The organism is Rhodococcus sp. AW25M09, from assembly GCF_000333955.1.
Lineage (GTDB): Bacteria > Actinomycetota > Actinomycetes > Mycobacteriales > Mycobacteriaceae > Rhodococcoides.
Map to the genome: position 1 here is coordinate 1 of NZ_CAPS01000016.1, position 23,238 is coordinate 23,238.

Here is a 23,238-nt window from a genome sequence, read left to right on the forward strand (position 1 = left end):
TCATGCAACTACTTCAGCAAGGGCTCTGTCACTTCAACGCTGCCAGGTTCGCAACGGACTTCTTGACATCGGTGTCGAGAGCCCGCGCCACCACCGACCCCACCGGACCGAACAGCACACCCCCACCGAACTTCGCATCGAGGGTCAGCTCCGAACCACCCTCGGCCTCGCGCACGTGGACGGTCAGCGAAATCCTGACCCCGCCCTTGCCGCGGCCGGACATTTCGATCAGCTTGGGCTCGTCGTATTCGGTGAAGGTCCAGTTGATGGTGTTCTTGAACCCTTTCACCTTCACCAACGACGACACCTCGGTGCCTTTGTCGACCTTCTTCGGCGGCGGGCTGCACCATCCACCGTGGATCGTCATCCACTCGTCGAACCGATCGAGCGCGGAAGCCTTGTCCCACGCGCCCTGCGGACTCTCCGGCATCTGTACCGAGACACTGATCGTTGCCATGAGATCGAGCCTGTCATAACTTGCCCGCAGGTTCTGACGGCGGCCATTAACCTGAGACGATGGCCACGCTCGAGATCGAAGGTCGAAAGGTCTCCGTCACCAACCTCGACAAAGTGCTGTTCCCCGACACGGGCACCACCAAGGGCGACGTCATCGAGTACTACGTTGCCATCTCCCAGGCGATGCTGCCGCACCTCGTCGACCGCGCCGTGACCCGTAAACGCTGGCCGAACGGCGTCGACCAGTCGTCGTTCTTCGAGAAGAACCTCGCTGCATCGGCACCCGACTGGCTCCATCGACGGGCGATGCAGCACTCGGACCGCGTCGTCACCTACCCGCTGTTCTCCGGCGCAGCCGATCTGGCGTGGCTCGGGCAGCAGGCAGCCATCGAAGCGCACGTGCCGCAATGGCGATTCGACGGCACCGAGCCCGGACCCGCCACCCGCATGGTTTTCGATCTCGACCCCGGCGACGACGTCGATCTCGCCCGGTGCGCCGAGGTGGCCTGCGAGATCCGAGATCTGATCGGCGACATCGGCATGACCGCGTACCCGGTCACCAGCGGCAGTAAGGGAATTCACCTGTACGTCCCGTTGGAGACGCCACTGTCGACAGCAGGTGCGTCCACCGTGGCCAAACGTGTTGCCACCCTGCTCGAAGAGCGTTCGCCGAACCGGGTGACCGCCACGATGGCGAAAGCGAAGCGCACCGGTCGAGTATTTGTCGACTGGAGCCAGAACAACGGCAAGAAGACGACGGTCGCACCGTACTCGCTGCGCGGACGAACACTCCCCACCGTCGCGGCACCACGAACCTGGGACGAGCTGGAAGCATCAGGGCTGCAACAACTTCGGTTCGAAGAAGTCCTGGAGCGATTCGCCGATACCGGCGATCTACTGGCAGGTCTGGACCCTGCCATGGACTCCGGCGGCGCCAAAACGAAGAGCAGCACCGCCAAAGACAAGCTCGATAAATACCGCAGCATGCGCAGCGCGGACCGAACCCCCGAGCCAGTACCCACAATCGCCGAGCCGCAGGGAAACAACGACACCTTCGTCATCCAGGAACATCACGCCCGACGCCTGCACTACGACTTTCGACTCGAACACGACGGAGTCCTGGTCTCGTGGGCCGTCCCCAAGAACATTCCGGTCGACCCCAAGCAGAACCGGCTCGCCGTACACACCGAGGACCACCCCCTCGAATACGCCTCGTTCTCCGGTCGGATACCGAAGGGCGAGTACGGCGGTGGTGAGGTCTCGATCTGGGACAGCGGAACCTACGAACTCGAGAAGTGGCGCGACGACGAAGTGATCGTGGTGCTGCACGGTTCCCAGGCTATGGGCAGGTTCGCGTTGATTCGCACCAAGGGCAACCAGTGGCTCATGCATCTGATGAAGGACCCATCCAGCGCGACGACCGAAAATCCCCCACCGAAGACCATCTCACCGATGCTCGCCACCGCCGGCGATGTTCTCGGTCTCTCGGAAGACGAGTGGTCCTTCGAGGGCAAGTGGGACGGGTTTCGCATTGTCGCTGAACTCGTGCACGGCTCGATGACGCTGCGCACGCGCAGCGGTAACGATTACACCGAGAAGTTCGGAGCCCTCCAATCTCTGGCGGACGACCTCGCCGAACACGACGCCGTCGTCGACGGAGAAGTAGTCGTGTTCGACGACAGCGGGATCAGCAGCTTCGAACGGCTACAGAACGCCACCTCCGACCAGATCCGATTCATCGCCTTCGATCTGCTGTACCTGGACGGCACCTCACTGCTGCGGAAGAAATACTCGGATCGACGACGGCTCCTCGACCTACTGACCACCGGACTCGACTCGGTGCTGGTACCACCACAGCTGACGGGTTCCGCCGAGGACGCCATCGCCGAAAGCAGAGAACGTGGCTGGGAAGGCATCGTTGCCAAACGGACCGACTCCGTCTATCAACCGGGTAAGCGCGCCCACACATGGATCAAGCACAAGAACTGGCGAACACAGGAAGTCGTGATCGGTGGATGGCGTAGGGGCCAGGGTCGTCGCGCGGGTGGATTCGGCTCCCTGCTGATGGGGATCCCCGACGGGGACAGCCTGCGGTACGTCGGCCGCGTCGGAACCGGGTTCGACGACCGTGCCCTCGATACTCTCGCGGCATTGCTCGCGCCCCTCGAGGCGTCGGACAGTCCGTTCTCCTCGGTACTGCCCACCGCCGATCGGAACGGGGCGGTGTGGGTGGAACCGGTCCTCGTCGGCGAGGTGCGGTTCTACGAGGCAACCGAATCAGGTCACCTACGGCATCCGAGTTGGCGCGGCTTGCGTCCGGACAAAGCACCGAAAGAAGTCGCTCCCGAATAGCGCTACGTGTACGAGCACCAGAGGATTTCGCGCTTACCGGGAAACCGGCACAAGTACCGTTCTTCTGTTGCCATAGAATCCTCCAGTGCGTACCGTTCGTCTTGTCGTTGCCGGGGGAACGTAACGAGTCACGCTTTGACAGCTATAACGATTTGCGGGCCGGCTGCACTGGAGCTTGCTGGATCATCGAAGCGCACGCCGCTTCGAATCAGGCACGGAGGGGATTACTTACATGCGGGTTCTCAAATTGGCAGGCGCTGCCACGATAACGGCTGCGGCCGTGTTGTGTTCATCGCTCGTCGGCGCAGGTCAGGCGGCGGCCGAGCCGCTCATGCCGACCCCGATCGCCGACGGATTCGGTGCACCGCCTGCGGATTTGGAAGTTCTGCGACCGGGCGACGTGATCTCCAGCCGACCCATGCCTCCACCGCCCGGATTCTTCGACATCGACGTGTGGCAGCTCAAGTTCCGCTCGACCGATTCGGCGGGTGATCCCATTGCGGCGATCAATACCGTCATGGTTCCGCGTAACAAAGCACCCGACGGCCCATTGCTTTCTTACCAACACATCATCAATGCACTCGGTCTCGAATGTGCACCTTCACAAGCGCTCTGGTCCAACGACCCCAATCTGGCAATTCGTGAGGCACCGGCGCTGAACGCTGTGCTGCAGCGCGGCTGGACTGTCGCCATCGCCGATCACCTCGGACCGAGAAGTGCATACGGTGCCGCCAAGCTCGGCGGACAGATCGTGCTCGACAGCATTCGCGCCACGCAGCGCTTCGATCCGATCCAGGTTCAGCAGAGCCGGGTCGCCTTGGCCGGCTACTCCGGTGGCGGCATGGCGACGGCGTGGGCCGCGGCATTGCAGAACGACTACGCACCCGAACTGAACATCGTCGGTAGCGCCGCCGGCGGCGCTCCGATGAACCTCGAGCGCATGGCACGCGATCTCGGTTTCGCCCCGCACCCCATGTTCGGTCTTGCGTTCGCCGCCGCGCTCGGTATCGAACGCGAGTACCCCACCCGCATCCCGATCAGCTCCCAGCTCAACCCACTGGGCAAGGAGATCGAGGCCAAGATGCAGAACGGGTGCACCAACGACATCATCGCCGCGGGTGCCGGCAAGAGCGCCATGGAGGTGGCGGGCACGCTGGACCTGATGAACAGCCCGGAGATGGTTGCGGCCGTCAACGAGAACAGCGTCGAGATGTACCCCGGCGTGCCGAAGGCACCGTACTTCGAGTGGCACAGCCCCTCCGATGCCTTGATCCCGGTCAGTGCCATCGACAACACGATCGCCCGATACTGCGGTGCCGGAGTTCTGGTGACCGAGGTGAAGGTGCCCAGCAACGATCACCTGACCGCGGCTGTACTCGGTCTGCCGCAGGCGCTCGAGTGGATCGACCAGCGATTCGCGGGAGTACCGGCAACAACGAACTGCTGATCGGATCACCCGGTGCGTTTTCGGACAACCCCACCGCGCCGGGTGATCGGTTAGGCTAACCTCGCTTAGTTTCCAGCGAGGAGATTCAATGAGAACCCCTGTTCTACTGGCCGCCGCCGGTGCCACTGTTCTGGCACTGGCGGTGAGCTGTTCGTCGGACCAAACAACCGCCATGTCCACGGATTCCGGCAGCGCAGACGGCTTCCCCGTCACCATCGAGCACCGATTCGGTGAGACGGTCATCGATACCGAGCCCACTCGCGTGGTGACGATCGGGTTCAACGAGCAGGACTTCGCACTCGCACTAGGCGTCAAGCCGGTTGCGACACGCGGCAACCTGAGCTACGACTACCGGCAGCGGCCCTGGGCTCGAGAAGCGCTCGACGGCACCGAGATACCCGAGGTCGGGAGCACCGATCTCAACCTCGAGCAGATCGCTGCGCAGGCACCCGACCTGATCCTCGGCCCGTACTCGTTCATCGACCAGGGTCAGTACGACAAGCTTTCCGGGATGGCCCCCACGATCGCAGACATCGGTGGCTACGACGACCTACCGGCCGCAACGTGGCAGCAGGAGTTCGCCGTCGTCGGCGAGGCGCTCGGCAAGAAGCGGCAAGCGCTGGAACAGACGACCGAGCTCGAGCAGAAGTTCGCCACCACCGAGGCCGAGAATCCGGAGTTCACCGGAAAGTCACTGTCCCTCGCGTTCGTCATGGACGACGGTAGCTATCTCCTCCTCGGCAAAGACGACATCCGCGCACTGTTCTTCACCGACCTCGGCTTCGAGATTCCCGACGCGTCCGAGACGCTCAGCGCCGAGAATCTCGGCCGACTGGACACCGATGTACTCGTCATCGCCGGCCAGAGCCGAGAGCAGCACCAGGCCGATCCCCTGATCGCCGCCCTCGACGTCGTACAACAGGACCGAACCGTCTACATCGGCTCGTTCAGCACGAACCTGCCCTCGGCCCTGGGTTACTCGAGCCCGCTGTCACTGAACTACGCAATCGACGGGTTCGCCCCGATGCTCGCCGCAGCCACGGACGACGACCCGTCCACGGTGGTACCCGACCCGGCAAAGGTCGCCTGATCGGCCGGGTCTGCCCTGTCCGATTGAGCAAACTGCGTCCGATGCAGCTCCTCGTAGCGACCTCCCGCTGCGAGCAGCTCGTCATGTGTTCCTCGCTCGGCGATTCGCCCGTCCTCGATCACCAGGATCACGTCGGCTGCCCTGATGGTCGAGAGTCGGTGAGCAATCACCACCGACGTCTTTCCTTCCAGCGCCTCGGACAACGCGGCCTGCACGGCGGCCTCGGACGTCGAATCCAGTGACGCCGTGGCCTCGTCCAGAATGACGACCCGAGGCTGCGCGATCAGCAACCGCGCGATCGTCAGGCGCTGACGCTCACCGCCGGAGAGCCGATACCCACGCTCGCCGACGACGGTATCCAGGCCATCGGGTAGGGAACGCACCAAATCGGCGAGCCGTGCCCTCGACAGCGCATCCCACAGTTCTTCGTCGGTGGCGTCGGATCGCGGTAGCAGCAGGTTGGACCGAATGCTCTCGTGGAACAGGTGACCGTCCTGGGTCACCATTCCCACGGTGCCGCGCACCGACTCGGCCGTCAGATCTCTTACGTCGACGCCGCCGAGCCGGACCGCCCCGCCGTCGACGTCGTACAGCCGCGCCACCAACTGCGCAATGGTGGACTTTCCGGCACCGGACGTTCCGACCAGCGCAACCATCTGACCCGGTTCGGCACGGAACGACACACCGTGCAGAACCTCTTCTCCCCCGCGCGAATCCAGGGTGGCGACCTCCTCGAGCGAGGCGAGCGAGACCTTGTCCGCCGACGGATAGGCGAATCGAACGTCGTCGAGCTCCACGGCCACCGGCCCCGACGACAACGTCTGCGCATCGGGCTTATCGGCGATGAGCGGAACGAGATCGAGCACCTCGAAGACACGCTCGAAGCTGACCAGCGCACTCATGACCTCCACGCGAGCACTGGCCAACGCGGTCAGCGGGGAGTAGAGCCGCGCCAGCAGAAGGGACAGTGCCACTACCGAACCCGGGTCGAGTCGTCCACTGAGAGCGTAGAAACCACCCAGGCCGTACACCACTGCGAGAGCCAGTGCCGAGACCAGCGTAAGGGCCGTCACGAACACCGTCTGCACCATCGCGCTGCGCACGCCGATGTCGCGTACGCGGCGAGCTCGCACGGCGAACTCCACCGATTCTTGCTCGGGATGACCGAACAGCTTCACCAGCGTGGCGCCCGGTGCCGAGAAGCGCTCGGTCATCTGCGTGCTCATCGCCGAGTTGTGCGCTGCCGCTTCGCGTTGCAGACGTGCGAGGCGTCGACCCATCCGGCGCGCGGGAAGCACGAACACCGGCAGCAGGACCAGTGCGAGAAGCGTGATCTGCCAGGAGATCCCGATCATCACCACCAGCGTCAGCGCCAACGTCACCAGGTTGCTGACGACTCCGGACAGGGTGGTGCTGAATGCGCGCTGCGCCCCGATCACGTCGTTGTTGAGCCGGCTCACCAGCGCACCGGTGCGGGTTCGCGTGAAGAACGCGATCGGCATGCGCTGCACGTGGTCGAACACAGCGGTTCGCAGATCCAGGATCAGGCTTTCGCCGATGTTCGCCGAGAGCCACCGGTTGACCAGACCGACCGCCGCGTCCACCAGAGCGATCGCCGCGATCGCCAGCGCGAGCAAGACCACCACGCGCAGTTCGCGTCCGTCGACGACTGCGTTGACCACCCGTCCGGCCAACACCGGCGTGGCGACGGCGAGCACGGCCAACGCGACGCTGAGTACCAGGAATCCAGCGAGGGCGCGGCGATGCGGCGCCGCGAACGTCAGGATCCTGCGGGCCGTCTCCTTCGAGAACGACGACTGAGTGTCGGGCCTGTTCATCGTGCGATACATCTGATTCCAGGCGGTCATTTCCATGCTCATGTCATCATCCTCATATCGTCGATCTCATGTGATCACGGTAGAACCTCGACATAGCTCGAGGTCAAGCGCGGCTGCCCTTACCGACATCAGGCACGCAACGCAGGACGGCCCCGGACACGGCTTTCGCCGCCCGGGACCGACCTCGGGTGCGGCCGACTCACGCCGCCGCGGCTGCTGCCACCGGCTCCAGTGCGAGCGCGAGGATGTCGGCGACGTCGGTCATCGGACGAACGTCCAACGCCTCGAGCACTTCAGCGGGCACGTCGTCCAGATCCGGTTCGTTGCGGGCCGGAATGAACACCGTCTTCAGACCGGCACGCTGCGCAGCGAGCAGCTTCTGCTTCACTCCGCCGATCGGCAGCACCCGACCGTTCAGAGTGACCTCACCGGTCATGCCGACATCCGATCGCACCGGCCGCCCGGTGGCCATCGACACCAGCGCCGTCACCAATGTCACGCCGGCCGACGGGCCGTCCTTCGGTACCGCTCCCGCAGGAACGTGCACGTGGATGCGGCGATCGAGAGATTCGGGAGTGACGCCGAATTGCGCTGCGTGCGAACGAACGTAGGACAACGCGATCTGCGCGGACTCCTTCATCACGTCACCGAGCTGGCCGGTGAGCTCGAGACCGGGACCGCCGTCGGTCGATGCAGCCTCGATGAACAGCACATCACCGCCGAGACCGGTGACCGCGAGGCCTGTTGCCACGCCGGGTACTTCGGTCCGCTCGTGCGCCTCGGGGGTGAAGCGCGGACGGCCCAGGTAGGCCACGAGATCCGGCTCGTCGATCTCGAGAACATCGGTGCCGCCCACCAGCTTCGTCGCCACCTTGCGCAGGGCCTTGGCCAGTAGACGTTCGAGTTGCCGAACTCCGGGCTCGCGGGTGTAGTCGGCCGCGATCTTGCGCAGCGCGGCATCGGTGACCGTCACCTCGTCGGATGTAACTGCAGCCCTGTCCATCTGACGGGGAAGCAGGTAGTTCCGAGCGATGACGACCTTGTCGTCCTCGGTGTATCCATCGATGGTCACCAGTTCCATACGGTCGAGCAGCGGCCCGGGGATCTGGTCGATCACATTGGCGGTAGCGAGGAACACCACGTCGGACAGATCGAGATCCAGGTCGAGGTAGTGGTCACGGAACGTGTGATTCTGTGCCGGATCCAGCACCTCGAGCAGTGCTGCACTGGGATCGCCGCGATAGTCCGAACCGACCTTGTCGATCTCGTCGAGCAGCACGACGGGATTCATCGATCCCGCCTCTCCGATGGCCCGAACGATCCGGCCCGGTAGAGCGCCGACGTACGTGCGACGGTGTCCACGAATCTCGGCCTCGTCGCGGACGCCACCCAGCGCGACGCGCACGAAAGTGCGACCGAGCGCACGTGCTACCGATTCACCCAGCGAGGTCTTGCCCACTCCGGGCGGACCGGCGAGCACCATCACTGCCCCGGAGCCGCGTCCGCCGACCGACTGCAATCCGCGTTCGGACCGCCGTGCACGCACGGCCAGGTATTCGACGATCCGATCCTTCACGTCGTCGAGGCCGTGGTGATCCGCATCGAGAACGGCACGCGCAGAGTCGATGTCGGTGTTGTCGGTGGTGGTGTTACTCCACGGCAGATCGAGGACGGTGTCGAGCCACGTGCGAATCCAGCCCGATTCCGGGCTCTGATCGCTGGCGCGCTCCAACTTGCCGACCTCACGGAGCGCTTGTTCGCGCACGTTCTCGGGTAGGTCTGCAGCCTCGACGCGGCCGCGGTAGTCGTCGGCACCGTCGGGTTCGTCCTCGCCGAGCTCCTTGCGAATGGCCGCCAACTGCTGTCGGAGCAGGAACTCCTTCTGAGTCTTCTCCATACCGTCTCGGACGTCGCCGGAGATCTTGTCGTTGACCTCGACTTCGGCGAGATGAGCCTTGGTCCACTCGATGAGCGACGTCAAACGAGTTGTGACGTCGGGTGTTTCGAGCAGATCACGCTTCTGCACGTCGGTGAGGTACGACGCGTAGCCAGCGGTGTCGGCGATCGCACCGGGATCGGTGAGCTTGTTGACCGAGTCGATCACCTGCCACGCATCGCGGCGCTGCAGCATCGCCACCACGAGCTGCTTGTATTCGGCAGCGAGAGCTTTGAGGCCATCGTCGGCGGCCTCATCGGCCACGGGCTCGGCCTCCACCCAGAGGGCGGCACCGGGACCGCTGACACCGTGGCCGATGTGCGCGCGGCGCGTGGCCTTGATGACCGCCGCCGGTCGTCCGTCGGCCAGGCGCCCCATCTGGACGATCGAGGCGAGGACGCCGTACGCGGCGTAGCGGTCTTCGAGCCGGGGTGCCACGAGCAATGTGCCGTCGTTGCTCGCCTTCGCGGCGTCGACGGCGGCACGAGCAGCCTCGTCGAGTTCGACGGGCACCACCATTCCGGGCAGGACGATCGGGTCGGTCAAGAACAGTACGGGGACACGAACGATTTCGGTCACTTCTCCTCCAAAGGATTGAGCTATAGGGGCTCAACTTCGAAAGCGCTAGTGATGTTCCCGGGAAGTGCGCTGTTCTCCGTGGGCAGAACGCCCGACCGTCCGCATTTGCCTACTTCAGAGCGCTGACCAGCTTCTCTGCCAGCGGACGCGAGGAAGCCGGGTTCTGTCCGGTGTACAGATTCCGGTCGACGACGACGTTCGGTCCCCACGCATCTGCCGAGTCGAATTTTGCGCCGTTCTCGCGCAGGCGGGACTCGAGCAACCACGGAGCCTTGTCGGCGAGGCCGGCCTGGGTCTCCTCCTCGTCGGTGAATCCGGTGAGCTCGTATCCGTCGAACGCCCAGGATCCGTCGGCGCGCACGGCGGGAAGCAGGGCGGCGGGCGCGTGGCACACAGCGGAGACCACTTTGTTTGCGTCCAAGAAATCGACTACCAGGGCACCGAAGCTCTCGGACACCGCCAGATCCTCCATCGGGCCATGACCGCCGGGCACGAACACGACATCGAAATCGGCTGCCTTCTGGTCCTCCAACACTGCGGGCGAAGACAGGATCGACTCGATCGAGGCGAGGTAGCTCTTCTGATCTGCCACCTTGTCCTCGTCGCCGCCGTTGGCCTCGACCGCGAGACTGCCCTCGTCGACAACCGGAGCCTTACCTCCCGGCGTCGCCACCGTGATGTCCCAACCTGCGTCGACGAACGTGCGGTGCGATTCGACGAGCTCTTCGGCCCAGTACCCGGTGGGGTGCTTGCTTCCGTCCTTCAGTGTCCAGTGATCGGCAGCGGTTACTGCAAAAAGCAGAGTAGTCATGGTCGAACAGCCTCTTTCTATGATCGGGATCCCCTCCGGCATGCCACGGATACTCCCGATCGAAACACGGCGACAACCGCAACACGTCCGTCACCGGCTGGGGCGTGACCCGACCACCACGACCGCGTCGAGCACCTCGGACTCACAGATGCGGGCGGTGAACCCGGCATCGCGCACCGCCTGGAGCGTCGAATCCACCAGCTGCGCACTGGTTTCGATGAGCAGGTGACCGCCTGGAGCAAGCCACTCCATGGCTCGCGCGGAGACCCTTCGGTGGAGGCCGGCACCGTCCGTGCCACCGTCGAGCGCGACGTGCGGTTCGTGGATCCGCGCCTCTCGTGGCATCAGCCCGATTTCGCCCGTCGGAACGTAGGGAGCGTTGACGACGACCGCGTCGAACCTGCCGCGTAATTCTGACGGGAGTGCGTCGTACAGGTCGCCCAGGTGCACCGTCCCCCCGACAGCGTCCAGGTTGCGCCTGGCGCACTCCACAGCCGCGACGTCGATATCGGCGGCGTGCAGCTCGGTGACGCCACCGACCGACAGTCCTATCGCGCCGGAACCGCAGCACAGATCCAGCAGTACCGAAGGACGCAGTGCTGCAACACATTCGACGAGAAACTCGGTGCGGCGACGTGGTACGAACACGCCCGGCGCGACGGCGATGCGTCGGCCACAGAACAACACCCAGCCGACGACGTACTCGAGCGGTTCACCGGAGATGCGTCGCCCCAGTAGCTCGATCAGCTCGGCCCGGTTCGTGGCGGACTCGACGAGGATGTCGGCTTCCTCCTCGGCGAACACACACCCGGCGCTGCGCAACGAGGACACCACCTCGTCGTAGTCGATTTCCATCATGGACGGTGCCTCCTGGAATACGTGCGCCCAGCTGCCCCTCGCTGAAACACTGTATCGCGGGATGTCGCACGAGAGAACAGCCCGCAGGCGTTTGCGACGCGCGCACCTGCATCGAACAATCTCGTTTGACCCTGCCACGCGCCGAAGGACAGAGTGGACGCATGCGCGCGCCCGAGAACTTGCTGGCCGATTGCAGCAGCTGCTTCGGGCTGTGCTGCGTCGCTCTGCCCTTCGCGAAGTCGTCGGATTTCGCTGTCGACAAGGCCGGTGGGCAGCCGTGCCGCAACCTGCTGGAGGACTCGCGCTGCGGCATTCACTCGTCGCTCCGGGAGAAGGGCTTTTCCGGATGCACGGTGTACGACTGCTTCGGTGCGGGCCAGAAGGTCTCGCAGTCCACGTTCACCGGACAGGACTGGCGGCAGCAGCCGTCGAACTCCTCGGAGATGTTCGCGGTGTTCCCGGTGATGCGGGATCTGCATGAGCTGCTCTGGTATTTGGCAGATGCGCACGATCGGACATCGACCGCGGCCCTGCACAGCCGGCTTGTTCACGAATACGACGAGCTGGATGCACTGACTTCGGCGACGCCCGAGATCCTGATGTCGCTCGACGTCTCCGCGCTGCGTTCGCGGATCAACAACGTGCTGCTCGAGGCAAGCGAGCTGATTCGCGCCGAAGTGACAGGCAAGAAGAAGAACCACCGCGGACGCGACATGATCGGCGCGAAACTCGCCGGTGCCGACCTACGTGGCGCGAGCCTGCGCGGCGCATATCTCATCGGGGCCGACCTGCGCGGGGCCGACCTGCGCCTGGCCGATGTGATCGGCGCGGACCTGCGCGGGGCCAATGTTCGAGGTGCAGACCTACGCGGCTGCATCTATGCCACTCAGTTCCAGATAAATGCGGCACGCGGTGACTCCACGACGCAGCTCCCGGAATCCCTGACCCGCCCAGACCACTGGGCGTAATTGCTCAACCCAACGATCGGCCGGTCTGTTCCAGAGCCTCTCGAACGATCCTCAGCGCCTTCGGTCCCACACCGTGCAACTTCTGAAGTTCCGTCGCCGGCACACCCACCAGGTCGTCCAGACGTACGTAGCCCGCCGCACGGAATGCACGTGACGCAGGATTTCCTGTTCCCTTCGGAAAATCCGGTTCTTCGCCGGTTTCTGCTCTGGACACGGGCAAATTCTAAACCAGGCCGGTAGCCTGGCGCCGTGCCTGAAACCAAGCAGAGACGCGTTGTCATCACCGGAGCGAACACCGGCATCGGCTACTACACCGCCCTGGAGTTGGCCAAGCGCGGCGACCACGTCACGCTGGCATGCCGCAACCAGGACAAGGCCGAGGCCGCAGCGGCGAAGATTCGCGCGGAAGCTCCGAACGGAACCGTCGACACGGCCACCCTGAATCTCGCGGACCTCGCCTCGGTGCGCGAGTACGCCGCATCGGCCCCCGAGTCGATCGACGTCCTGATCAACAACGCCGGCGTCATGATGCCCTCGTCGCGGACCGAGACCGCGGACGGATTCGAGCTCCAGCTCGGCACCAATCACCTCGGTCACTTCGCACTGACCGGCCTGCTGTTTCCCAAGCTCGCCGACGACGCGAAGATCACCACCATCGCCTCGGTCGCGCACCGGCAGGGCCCCAAGCTCGATTTCGACAATCTTCAGCTCGAGCGTGGATACAGCGCACAGCGCGGCTATGCGAACTCCAAGCTGGCGAACATCCTGTTCGCTTTGGAACTTCAGCGTCGGATCGACAAGGCCGGACTGAAAATCACCAGCAATGCTGCGCACCCCGGCATCTCCGCAACCGACCTGTACTCGAGCCCCGACGGTCTGGGCAGCAACAAGATTCTGGCTACCCTGGCACCGATCATGCTCAAGGTGGCCTCCCAATCTGCCAGTGCCGGAGCACGTCCCACGCTCTACGCGGTCGACGTTGCGGACGGCGGCACGTACAGCGGCCCCACATCTCTCTTCGAGACGCGCGGCAAGCCCGGCCCGGCAAGCATGACGAAGACCGCTCAGGACCCGGCTCTGGCAGCAAAGCTGTGGGACGCCAGCGAGAAACTGACCGGAGTCGACTACCCGTTCTGACCGGGCACCCGAGACTTCACCTCGACACCCTCGAGGTAGACGGCGATCGGAAACCTCAACGCCGCAACGTCGTTCGATATTCGACGCCCGAACACGACATCGGCCACCAGGCCCTCGCACAGCGAGACCAGTCCGTCTCCGTGTTCGGGATCGTCGAACAATACGCGGGCTCGTTCGAGCGAGAAGAGCGACCGAGCCAGCACAGCCCGAACGTCCTGCGCAACAGCAGGATCGAGCATCAACGCGTAGCGGGCCTCGAGCTCGACCAGGCGATGGGTGAGCGCGTCGTGGAGGTACTGCGCCACCACCGTCGCAACATCGCTCTCACTGACGGCAATGCTCACGAACGACGCGCGCGAAAGCTCGACGAGGTGCGCCGCCACCGCTGCCAGCAGATCGGACTTGGTTCGGAAATAGTAGGACGTCGACCCGGCCGGATATCCGAGGGCCGAATCGATCGCGCGGTGTGTCAGCGCGCGCATTCCGTCGCGAGCAACGAGCGTGAGCGCGGCGTCGGCAATGTCGGTTCGGCGATCCATCACCGTGAGTCTACACACCTCCTCTACAAATGTAGAGGAGCTCGGCGTACGGTTCGATTCATGAGGCCGACCCCACCGCGATCCAGCTTCGACACCGACTTAGCGCTCGACGATGCGCAGTCCGCAGCCGCGGATGCGCTGTCGACACCCGGCAGCAAGGGCATCTACCTCTGGGGACCAGTCGGACGGGGCAAGACCTGGCTGCTCGACACCTACTTCGACCACGTCGGCGTCACGACGAAAAAGCGCGTCCATTTCCACAGCTTCTTCCGCGATCTACATGCGGCGTACTTTCGGCACCGGTTCTCGATCGACGCGGCCATCGACGACATACTGTCCACCGGCACCGCTCCGGCGTCACTGCTGTGCTTCGACGAGTTCCATGTCCACGACATCGGCGACGCCCGCCTCATCACACGCATGCTCGACGCTCTGTTCGCCCGCGGCGTCGTCCTGGTCGTCACCTCGAACTACGCGCCCGACGACCTGCTGCCGAATCCGCTGTTCCACCAGGCATTCGCCCCGACGATCGAGATATTGAAGAAGAGGCTCGACGTGGTCTGCGTGGACGGACCTGTCGACTACCGCGCCGCCGGCACCAGTGGGTCGCGATTCGCGTCGGGGACATGGAGCCTGCAACCTGCGATGAGGGGGCACACATTTGCCGAGCTGTGCGGCGCCGCTCGTTCGACGGGTGACTACCTCCAGATGGTCGAGGCAACCACGAGCCTTACGGTCACCGAGATTCCGGCGCTCGCGAGTGTCGACGAGTTCGCCGCTCAGCGGTTCGCGAATCTCGTAGATGTCTTGTACGACCGCGACGTCCGTACCGACTTCCACGCTCTCGCCCCGCTGAGCGAATTCGCCGTCGGGCGCACCGGCCTCGACACCGACCGCTTGGTCAGTCGACTCAGCGAGCTGGGTCCACGCTAGGGCGTCGTGCGCCTTTTGCACCCCTGGAGGTATGCAAAAGGCGCACGAGGCGGGACGCCTACATCGCCTCGAGTACAGTTCGATTTCCGCCTGCCGCTTTCGCTCGGTACATCAAGGAGTCGGCCGCGCGCGTGGCAGCGTTGACCACATTGAGCCCTGCTTCCCACGCTTCGGAATCGGGGACGAGCACCACTGCACCCGCACTCACCGTCACCGGAATCGGATCCGAACCGTTCGCCAGGGTTCCGCTGACCCCCTGAACCAATTCACACAATCGTTCCGTCTCGCCGACCAGGACGGCTACGAACTCCTCACCCCCGGTTCGCGCCACCACCCCGATCTTCCCGAAGTGATCGAAGAGACGATCGGCGACGAGGACTATGACGGCATCGCCCTGGTCATGTCCGTAGCGGTCGTTGACGCTCTTGAACCGATCGATGTCGACGAGAACGAGCACGAAGGCCGACCGCTCGCCGTGCGCGACCGTCCACAGATCTTCGATCGCGTTCTGCAGCCCACGCCTGTTCTTCATTCGCGTCAGAGGGTCGATCTCGGACTGCCGTGCGTCCTCGGACACCAACGACCACGCGATCTGAGCGAAGATCGGGGCACCCGACGTTGCGCCGCCTGCGACCAACACCGCGGCGAGGGCATCCCATGGACCCCACAAATCTTGCACATAGGCGGCCGCGCCGATGTAGACGATCACCAGGTTGGCGAAGACGAGGTGCGCAACAAGCAGTTTCGATCCGAGGAAGAAGGTGCACATCGTTCCTGTCAACGAGAAGAGGAATGTGCCGATCAGCCCCGACGTGGGGACGTCGAGAAGAATCACCGACGCAAGACCGACGTCGCCGAACACCAGAAAGGCCACCACCTGCGACTTCCGGTAGGGCAACGGTTTTACCAGCAACCACACGATCGCCACACCTTGCAGTATCAGGATGAAGATCACATAGGCCACAGGACCCGCCCCGGACGGCCCGTTGGGCGAGCCCAACATCAGGAGCGACACGGCCGCATACAGCGCAACGCAGCTCGCGAAGACGACTCGGATCAATTGGTGCAGCGGACGCGTCGACTTGTGCGCGAAGACCCAGCCGAAATCGTGTGGAGTGACAAACCAGTGGCGAACAACTCGAGCAGCACTGGGTTGCGGTCCGAGTGGCGGAACGGTGATGCTCGAGATCGATCTCCTCGACGACACCGTGGTCGACCGTCTGCGGTGGCGACTACGTGTCTCGGAGTGGGCGCGCCTCGGACCTGCGGATCCGGGAGCGGCCGGTGGCCCGTTGTACTGCGAGCCGTTCGATCGAAAGTCTTCACGCATGAGGGCCCCCCTAGTGAAACCAATTGCCCCGTGGGAGCAGCCTACCGATCAGCGCTTCGGGTGGACCGGCCAGGACCGGCACGGATCGCCGACTCCGCGATGCTCGGATCGATCAGGTCTCGACGTACACGAGGCCCCGCACCGTGCGCGGACTGCCGCATCTGCAGACATAAAGGGAGACACCCACTACTGACGGCGGTCGGGGGCGACAGCAGTAGCGGGTGTCTCACCTTTCATTCGCAGCCCCCTATCGGGTGGATGGGTACCGGATGGGAAATTCTTTCGAAGTTTTTTCGCCCGCCCGGGCATAGCCTGTGACCATGCCTTTCACAGCAGCGAACCATTACGACTTCAGCGGAGACGACCTCACCGGAACCGTCGACGCCCATCGATCCGCCGGTGTCTGGGCGGCGCAGCTCGTACTGAGTGGAGAAACACTGGAGTCCACCGACGTCACCCGATCCGATCTGGGTTTCGAGGTGCGAACCGTCGTGAAGAATCTTTCGGACGGCAACCGCACCCACTTGCTGGTGGTTCTGCCGCGTGTCAATCTCGATGCCACTGACGGCCAGCCCGCGACGTTCACCTCGTACGCAGTCTTGTACACCGTGCACGGTGGATCCTCCGAGCAGCATGGTGCTGCCGAGTCCTACGACGTGCGGTTGCTCAACGGAACAGCGTCGCTCGTCCGGTGAGCAGGTCCGGAATAGTCTCGGTCGAACTCCGGTTGTGCGGCGTAGTCAAGGAAAACGCACTGACTTTCTCCGGGCAACCGACTTTCTCCGGGTAACCGACTTTCTTCGGGTAGGAGCACACGTGATCCAGGTTCTCACCCCGCGCGAGGTTCCACTCGGCGGCCCACGCGCCATGAAGGTTCGACGCACCCTGCCGCACAGGGACCGATCCCTCATCGGTGCGTGGTGTTTCGCCGATCATTACGGCCCGGAGCGCTCGACAATGGATGTCGCGCCGCACCCGCACACCGGATTGCAGACGGTCAGTTGGCTGTTCTCCGGTGAGATCGAGCACCGCGACAGCGTCGGCTCACACGCCATGGTGCGACCCGGCGAGCTCAACTTGATGACGGCCGGCCAGGGCATCAGCCACTCCGAAGTCTCCACACCGGAAACCGACATCCTGCACGGCATGCAGTTGTGGGTCGCACTTCCGGCCGTATCCCGATTCGTGGCACCGACATTCGAGCACTATGCACCGGAGCCGATCACTGCACCCGGACTCGCGGCCCGCGTCTTTCTCGGCACCGTGCTCGGCGAGACCTCACCGGTGTCCACGTACACACCCCTGCTCGGGGCCGAGATAGTGCTCGACGCCGGAGCCCGGGTCGCCCTCGATGTAGACCCCACCTTCGAGCACGGAATCGTCGTCGATCAGGGTGCTGTGGAACTGGAGTCGGGGTCGGACTCGACAGAGCTACAGGCCGCTGAACTGGGCTACATCGAACCCGGTCGCGACGAATTGCACCTGCACAATTCGACGCAGGACGCGGTTCGGTTTCTGCTGCTGGGCGGTCCGCCGTTCGGCGAGCAGATCGTCATGTGGTGGAACTTCGTCGGCCGCAGCCACGAGGATGTCGTGGAGTATCGGGCCGCCTACGAGGCGGAGAACGGTCAGTTCGGAACCGTGGACGGATACCCCGGCCCCCGGTTGCACGCGCCCGAACTGCCGAACGCCCGGATGAAGCGTCGCGGCTGACCGCCGGGCGCGGCCGTCAGAACAGGGTCGCGATCTCCGACTCCGAGAACTGCTGAGGTTCGCACTCGGCAGGCTTGGCCACTGCAGGCTTGGATACTGCAGGCTTGATTGCACCGTTCGCGCCCGCGGCTGCGATGGCGCGTGCGGCTTCGCCTGCCAAGGCGTCGGCCGCTTCGTTGAAGTGGTTGCCGACGTGTCCGCGGACCCAGCGGAACCGCACCGGACCCTCGCGTTCGGTGATGGCCCGCTCGATGCTCTGTACAAGCTCCAGATTGCGTACCGGGGTGCCGCTCGCCGTCTTCCAGCCCTTGCGCTTCCACCCTGCGAGCCATTCCGACGCGCACTTGATGGCGTACTGCGAATCGGACTCGATCAACAGCGGCTCGGGGCCGGGGTGGGCCAGGACCGCCTCGAGCAGCGCGCGAAGCTCGGCTACCTGGTTGGTGCCCGAGGGCTCACCGCCGGAGTTGCTCGGCCCCGTGTGGTTGACCCACGCCCACCCGATTGCTCCGCCGGGGTTACGCAGACACGAGCCGTCCGTACTCACGATGATCACGGTCCCCGACCCTACGGCGGGGGACCGACAAACTCGGGTTGACTCGCGCACGAACACCGACGTACTTCGCGGCCCCACTACGAACACGGTCAGGCCGGGTTGCTCACCCTGCGCTTTCTCCCGTCGACAGTCAGCAGCACGAATCCCACTGCAGCCAGCACGGCGATCAGCACCGAGAACACCACTCCCGCCGTCACCAATCCCCATGCCGACGCAGCGGCCCCGGCCCCGATGACCGGCACGGAGATCGCGACGTACAGCACCACGAAGAACGTGGAGGTCACCTCCGCTCGACGCTCGGCCGGTAGCTGCGCGGAGATGGTCGACATGCCGTTGCTGAAGATCACGCCCTGTCCGACGCCGCACAACAGCGCCGCGACCACCAGAACGGGCAGCGACGTCAGCAGCAACGACGAGGCCAAGACGACCAACCCGACCGTCAACACCAAGCAGCCCCACCGCTGGGCCGCGGCCGGATCGGCCTTGCGCATCGCGATCTGCGCGGTTGCCGATGCCGCGAAGACCGCGAACACCACTGCACCGGTCGCCGCGTGGTTGTCGATCTGCAGCACTCCGGCGACGAAACCCGGCGAGACCGCGGTGAACAGGCCGAGCACGGCGAATCCGGCGAAACCACCGACGGCGGCTCTGAGAAATGTGCCGCGCACCTCCGGCGGTACGGACAGGCGCTGCATGTGCGGGCGGGCACCGTGAGCGACCCGAACGGTTTCCGGAGCGAGGAACACTGCCACACCGGCCACGAGCAGCAAGGCAATGTCTACCCAAAATGTCAGGCGCAGTGGATCAGGCAGGTATTCGACGAGCAGCCCGGCCACCAGCGGGCCGAGCCCGAGACCGCCGATGTTGGCCGCAGTGGCGATGGCCGGGGCGCGATCTCGCCAGGCCTGGGGCACCAGTTCGATCAAGGTGACGGTGGCTGTCCCGACGAAGATGCCGGCCGAGATACCAGACAACACCCGCCCGATCACCAGCTCGGCCAAGGAGTCGGCGAAAACGAACACCACGGCGCTGACCAGGCCGAACACGATGGCGGACAACAACATCGGTCGACGTCCGAGCGAATCCGACCAGCGCCCCAAGACCACCAGCGCGCCCAGCACGCCGGCGGCATACGCCGCGAACACCAACGTCACCACGAAGACGGAGAACCCGAACTCCACCTCGTACAACGCGTACAGGGGCGTCGGCATGGTCGTCCCCATCATCGCGACGACGAACGCGAAGGCGACCCCGAGGAACGATGCTGCGCCCGATCGAGTCACGAAGACCCTCCTCCAGTTGTTGTCGCGAGCGAGGCACTATCCCTGCACTGCACTGTATTTTCCCGTCGAATGGGCAAGGGTGTCGACTCGGGGCCCGACAGGGGCGAGCTCGTCTACCCTGGATCCGAACGACAGGGAGGTGATGGTCCGCAATGCCAGACGCCGACGAGTCGGGTGGAACGGCCCGCGTCGTCACCTCCGAACGGCGCATCGACGTGCGGATGTCCGTGTCACCACTGCGTCGGGGCCGCGGCGATCCCACCTACGAGTCGACGCCCGACGGTGCCGTCTGGCGCACGTCGAGGATGACCTCGGGTCCGGTCACGTACCGCCTGATCCAGACTTCGCCGGCCAGCGTTGCGGCCCGAGCGTGGGGGCCCGGCGCACCAGAACTGCTGGACTCGGTACCTGCTCTACTCGGCCTGCACGACGATTCCACCGCTTTCGCACCGGAGCACCCGATTCTGCAGGAAGCGCATCGGCAGCTGCCGCACCTGCGTTTGGGCCGGACCGGGTTGGTACTCGAGGCTTTGATCCCGGCAATCATCGAGCAACGCGTACACGGCATTTCGGCGTTCGGCTCCTGGCGGTACCTGGTGAGCAAATTCGGTGACCCGGCACCGGGACCGACCCCGAAGCCGATGTTCGTGTTCCCGACGCCTGACGTGTGGCGGCGTATCCCGTCGTGGGACTACCACCGCGCCAACGTCGACCCGGCGCGATCGAAGACCATCGTCCGCGCCGCTCGGGCCGCCGGGCGTCTCGAGGAGGCGTCGGCGATGACGCCCGAGGACGCAGCCCGCAGGCTGCGGGCAATTCCCGGTGTCGGTATCTGGACGGCGGCGGAGACCGCGCAACGCGCCCTGGGGGATCCCGACGCATTGTCGGTGGGCGATTACCACCTGGCGGCGGTGGTGGGGTGGTCGCTGCTGGGTAGACCTATCGACGACGCAGAGATGGTCGAGTATCTGCAGCCGCTGGCTCCGCATCGGCATCGCGCGATTCGCCTGCTGTACCTGAGCGGGAAGGCAACCAAGCCCAAATTCGGTCCGCGGACCGCGCTGGTGGACCACACGTGGCATTGAGCCCCCGACTGCTCGTACAGTCTAGTTGTTCGCCAACGTAAGGAGTCTTCTGTGGTCGCCATCGGCAATTCCGATCTGGACATCTTTCCGCTCGCTCTCGGTGGGAACACCTTCGGCTGGACCAGCGACGAGGCTGCGTCCTTCGAGATCCTCGACGCCTTCACCGCGGGCGGCGGCAACTTCGTCGACACCGCAGATTCGTATTCGGCGTTCGCCGACGGCAACTCCGGCGGTGAGTCGGAGACGATCATCGGCGCGTGGACCACGGCGCGCGGAAACCGAGACGACGTCGTCATCGCCACCAAGGTCAGTCAACATCCCGAGTTCCGCGGATTGGCCCCGGACAACATCCGGGCCGCCGCCGACGCATCGCTGACCCGACTGCAGACCGACCACATCGATGTCTACTACGCGCACTACGACGACGACAAGATTCCGCTGGTCGAGTCTCTCGCTGCGTTCGACGACCTGGTGAAAGCGGGCAAGGTCCGGTACGTCGCCATCTCGAACTACTCGCCCTCACGCGTACAGGAGTGGTTGCAGCTGGCGAAAGACAACGGGTTCGCTGCTCCGATCGCGCTGCAGCCGCACTACAACCTGGTCGCGCGGAACGACTACGAGGGCCGACTCCAGAACCTGGCCGTCGAGAACGACCTCTCGGTCTTCCCCTACTTCTCCCTCGCCGCCGGGTTCCTGACCGGCAAGTACCGCACGCGCGAAGACCTCGCCGGCAAGCAGCGCGAACGACTGACCACCGGGTACTTCTCGGACGCAGGTCTGGCCGTGGTGCAGGGTCTACGAGAAATCGCGGAATCGCGCTCGGCAGAGATTGCGAGCGTCGCCCTGGCCTGGCTGCTGGCACGTCCCGGCATCACCGCGCCCATTGCGAGCGCCAGCACACTTTCCCAGTTGCCCGCCCTGCTCGATGCGCCGGCCCTGACTCTGACCAGCCAGGAAGTCGAGAAGCTCACGACCCTGTCCGATGCAGTGGCGTAAAACACGAAAGTCGTAGTCAGCACCCGGGAACAAAACGACCGATCCGGTTGCTGAGCTTCGGGTGGCCACAGCAGCGAATACGTCAGCACCGAACACATCCGTGACCGACACCTCCGCGACCGAGCCGACGTCGCGGGAACGCCTGCGGGTGATTCTCGTCCTGGGTGCGCTCATCGCTCTCGGTCCACTGACCATCGACATGTACCTACCGGCTCTGCCGGCCATCGCCGACGACTTGAACACCCCGTCGTCGGCCGTGCAGCTCACCCTCGCCGGGACGCTGGTCGGTCTCGCCCTGGGGCAACTCGTCATCGGGCCGCTCTCGGACATCGTCGGTCGGCGACTGCCCCTCATCGTCGGCACCGGAGTGCACATCCTCGCCTCCGCGGCCTGCATCGTGGCACCGAACATCGCCGTACTCGGTGGTCTGCGCGTCGTACAGGGTCTCGGCGCTGCGGCCGCGGCAGTGGTCGCGATGGCCATCGTGCGCGATCTGTTCAGTGGCCGGGCCGCCGCAACCGTGTTGTCTCGCCTGATGCTCGTCATGGGCGTCGCCCCGGTACTTGCTCCGTCTCTGGGCGGCGCTGTGCTGCTGGTCGGATCATGGCGGCTCGTCTTCGCTGCGTTGGCAATCATGGGTGTCGCGCTAATGACGCTGGCGATCGTGTCACTGCGCGAGACCCTGCCGCCGGAGCGTCGTCGCGCCCGCGGCGTCATGCCGGTGCTGCGGACGTATCGCTCGCTGCTGCGCGACGCCGAGTTCGTCGTACTCGTCCTCGTTGCTGCTCTGGCCATGGCGTCGCTGTTCGCCTACATCGCCGGCTCGGCGTTCGTCCTGCAGGAGGAGTTCGGCCTCGACGAGCAGCAGTTCGCCCTCGTCTTCGCGGCCGGTGCGATCTCTCTCATCGGCGCATCCCAGCTCAACGTGATTCTCCTCGGACGGTTCGCACCGGCCCAGGTCGTGTTGTCGGCGCTGATCTGCGCCGTTGTCGCCGGTGGCGTCATGGCCGTACTGGCGATCGCCGGAATCGGCGGCATGGCCGGATTCGTGATCCCTCTGTGGTTCGTGCTGGGGGCCGTCGGATTCGTCTTGCCCAATGCCCCTGCACTCGCATTGTCCCGGCACGGCGAGGCTGCCGGCGGTGCTGCCGCACTGCTCGGGGCCGCCCAGTTCGGTCTCGGTGCGATCGTCGCCCCGATCGTCGGCGTACTCGGCAACGATGCGATCGCCGTGTCCACGACGATGGTCGTGACCTCCGCCGCGGCACTTGCTGCACTCGTGCTCGTCACCGCACGCTCGTCGTCACGACAGTGAATCCGAGGCGGCACCA

At 64.7% G+C, this 23,238-nt stretch carries 21 protein-coding genes; 11 read left to right on the forward strand and 10 right to left on the reverse strand.

Annotated features, from left to right (window positions below):
- Window positions 1-28: 28 nt before the first annotated feature.
- On the reverse strand, window positions 29-457 hold the full coding sequence (locus RHODMAR_RS02750) for a type II toxin-antitoxin system Rv0910 family toxin (protein WP_042937733.1): 429 nt from the start codon (window positions 455-457) through the stop codon (window positions 29-31).
- A gap of 59 nt (window positions 458-516) precedes the next feature.
- On the opposite strand from RHODMAR_RS02750, the gene RHODMAR_RS02755 reads away from it, so the two are divergent.
- The 3 genes from RHODMAR_RS02755 (at window position 517) to RHODMAR_RS02765 (ending at window position 5,345) form a co-directional block, all read left to right on the forward strand.
- Entirely contained in the window at window positions 517-2,808 is a 2,292-nt protein-coding gene (locus RHODMAR_RS02755) for an ATP-dependent DNA ligase (RefSeq protein ID WP_042937735.1), read from the forward strand.
- 232 nt (window positions 2,809-3,040) lie between these two features.
- Window positions 3,041-4,255, forward strand: coding sequence for a lipase family protein (locus RHODMAR_RS02760; RefSeq protein WP_008711073.1), 1,215 nt, complete (start codon window positions 3,041-3,043; stop codon window positions 4,253-4,255).
- Window positions 4,256-4,343: 88 nt separating this feature from the next.
- The gene (locus RHODMAR_RS02765) at window positions 4,344-5,345 is read left to right on the forward strand and encodes an ABC transporter substrate-binding protein (protein ID WP_008711075.1); all 1,002 of its coding nucleotides are present in this window, start codon (window positions 4,344-4,346) and stop codon (window positions 5,343-5,345) included.
- Here RHODMAR_RS02765 and RHODMAR_RS02770 read toward each other — a convergent pair.
- The 4 genes from RHODMAR_RS02770 to RHODMAR_RS02785 all read right to left on the reverse strand — a co-directional run bounded on the left by RHODMAR_RS02770 (window position 5,255) and on the right by RHODMAR_RS02785 (window position 11,367).
- A complete protein-coding gene (locus RHODMAR_RS02770; RefSeq protein ID WP_008711077.1) occupies window positions 5,255-7,225 on the reverse strand; it encodes an ABC transporter ATP-binding protein in 1,971 nt (656 codons plus the stop codon). The genes RHODMAR_RS02765 and RHODMAR_RS02770 overlap by 91 nt on opposite strands.
- 157 nt (window positions 7,226-7,382) lie before the next feature.
- Window positions 7,383-9,698: an endopeptidase La gene (lon, locus tag RHODMAR_RS02775; protein WP_008711078.1), complete on the reverse strand. Its 2,316-nt coding sequence runs from the start codon at window positions 9,696-9,698 to the stop codon at window positions 7,383-7,385.
- Between the two features lie 109 nt (window positions 9,699-9,807).
- Window positions 9,808-10,509, reverse strand: a complete 702-nt coding sequence (locus tag RHODMAR_RS02780) for a type 1 glutamine amidotransferase domain-containing protein (RefSeq protein ID WP_008711081.1) — start codon at window positions 10,507-10,509, stop codon at window positions 9,808-9,810.
- A gap of 90 nt (window positions 10,510-10,599) precedes the next feature.
- Entirely contained in the window at window positions 10,600-11,367 is a 768-nt protein-coding gene (locus RHODMAR_RS02785; protein WP_008711083.1) for a putative protein N(5)-glutamine methyltransferase, read from the reverse strand.
- 161 nt (window positions 11,368-11,528) lie between these two features.
- Here RHODMAR_RS02785 and RHODMAR_RS02790 point away from each other — a divergent pair, with 161 nt between their 5' ends.
- Window positions 11,529-12,335: a pentapeptide repeat-containing protein gene (locus tag RHODMAR_RS02790; RefSeq protein WP_008711086.1), complete on the forward strand. Its 807-nt coding sequence runs from the start codon at window positions 11,529-11,531 to the stop codon at window positions 12,333-12,335.
- A 4-nt stretch (window positions 12,336-12,339) separates the two neighbouring features.
- On the opposite strand, the gene RHODMAR_RS02795 is transcribed toward RHODMAR_RS02790, so the two are convergent.
- Complete coding sequence (locus RHODMAR_RS02795) at window positions 12,340-12,549, reverse strand: hypothetical protein (RefSeq protein ID WP_008711088.1); 210 nt, start codon at window positions 12,547-12,549, stop codon at window positions 12,340-12,342.
- 35 nt (window positions 12,550-12,584) lie between these two features.
- Between RHODMAR_RS02795 and RHODMAR_RS02800 the strand changes: the two genes are divergently transcribed.
- Entirely contained in the window at window positions 12,585-13,472 is an 888-nt protein-coding gene (locus tag RHODMAR_RS02800) for an oxidoreductase (RefSeq protein ID WP_008711090.1), read from the forward strand.
- Here the strand turns inward: RHODMAR_RS02800 and RHODMAR_RS02805 are convergent.
- Window positions 13,460-14,011, reverse strand: a complete 552-nt coding sequence (locus tag RHODMAR_RS02805) for a TetR/AcrR family transcriptional regulator (RefSeq protein ID WP_008711094.1) — start codon at window positions 14,009-14,011, stop codon at window positions 13,460-13,462. The two genes, RHODMAR_RS02800 and RHODMAR_RS02805, sit on opposite strands and share 13 nt — an antisense overlap.
- 60 nt (window positions 14,012-14,071) lie before the next feature.
- On the opposite strand from RHODMAR_RS02805, the gene zapE reads away from it, so the two are divergent.
- The gene (gene zapE / locus RHODMAR_RS02810; protein ID WP_008711095.1) at window positions 14,072-14,944 is read left to right on the forward strand and encodes a cell division protein ZapE; all 873 of its coding nucleotides are present in this window, start codon (window positions 14,072-14,074) and stop codon (window positions 14,942-14,944) included.
- A gap of 58 nt (window positions 14,945-15,002) precedes the next feature.
- Here zapE and RHODMAR_RS02815 read toward each other — a convergent pair whose 3' ends face one another.
- On the reverse strand, window positions 15,003-16,151 hold the full coding sequence (locus RHODMAR_RS02815; protein WP_051047739.1) for a GGDEF domain-containing protein: 1,149 nt from the start codon (window positions 16,149-16,151) through the stop codon (window positions 15,003-15,005).
- 443 nt (window positions 16,152-16,594) lie between these two features.
- Here RHODMAR_RS02815 and RHODMAR_RS02825 point away from each other — a divergent pair, with 443 nt between their 5' ends.
- Together RHODMAR_RS02825 and RHODMAR_RS02830 are read left to right on the forward strand one after the other, a co-directional pair.
- Window positions 16,595-16,969, forward strand: a complete 375-nt coding sequence (locus RHODMAR_RS02825; protein ID WP_157225966.1) for a hypothetical protein — start codon at window positions 16,595-16,597, stop codon at window positions 16,967-16,969.
- A gap of 172 nt (window positions 16,970-17,141) precedes the next feature.
- The gene (locus tag RHODMAR_RS02830; RefSeq protein ID WP_051047740.1) at window positions 17,142-17,987 is read left to right on the forward strand and encodes a pirin family protein; all 846 of its coding nucleotides are present in this window, start codon (window positions 17,142-17,144) and stop codon (window positions 17,985-17,987) included.
- Window positions 17,988-18,003: 16 nt separating this feature from the next.
- Here RHODMAR_RS02830 and RHODMAR_RS02835 read toward each other — a convergent pair whose 3' ends face one another.
- Window positions 18,004-18,543 carry a ribonuclease H family protein gene (locus RHODMAR_RS02835; RefSeq protein WP_008711099.1) on the reverse strand — a complete coding sequence of 180 codons (540 nt, stop codon included), beginning with the start codon at window positions 18,541-18,543 and terminating at the stop codon, window positions 18,004-18,006.
- 89 nt (window positions 18,544-18,632) lie between these two features.
- Window positions 18,633-19,826: an MFS transporter gene (locus RHODMAR_RS02840; protein ID WP_008711100.1), complete on the reverse strand. Its 1,194-nt coding sequence runs from the start codon at window positions 19,824-19,826 to the stop codon at window positions 18,633-18,635.
- A gap of 152 nt (window positions 19,827-19,978) precedes the next feature.
- On the opposite strand from RHODMAR_RS02840, the gene RHODMAR_RS02845 reads away from it, so the two are divergent.
- The 3 genes from RHODMAR_RS02845 to RHODMAR_RS02855 all read left to right on the forward strand — a co-directional run bounded on the left by RHODMAR_RS02845 (window position 19,979) and on the right by RHODMAR_RS02855 (window position 23,222).
- The gene (locus tag RHODMAR_RS02845) at window positions 19,979-20,911 is read left to right on the forward strand and encodes a DNA-3-methyladenine glycosylase family protein (protein WP_008711101.1); all 933 of its coding nucleotides are present in this window, start codon (window positions 19,979-19,981) and stop codon (window positions 20,909-20,911) included.
- Between the two features lie 51 nt (window positions 20,912-20,962).
- Window positions 20,963-21,907, forward strand: a complete 945-nt coding sequence (locus RHODMAR_RS02850; protein WP_008711102.1) for an aldo/keto reductase — start codon at window positions 20,963-20,965, stop codon at window positions 21,905-21,907.
- A 100-nt stretch (window positions 21,908-22,007) separates the two neighbouring features.
- Window positions 22,008-23,222, forward strand: a complete 1,215-nt coding sequence (locus tag RHODMAR_RS02855; RefSeq protein ID WP_008711103.1) for a multidrug effflux MFS transporter — start codon at window positions 22,008-22,010, stop codon at window positions 23,220-23,222.
- Window positions 23,223-23,238: the final 16 nt, after the last annotated feature.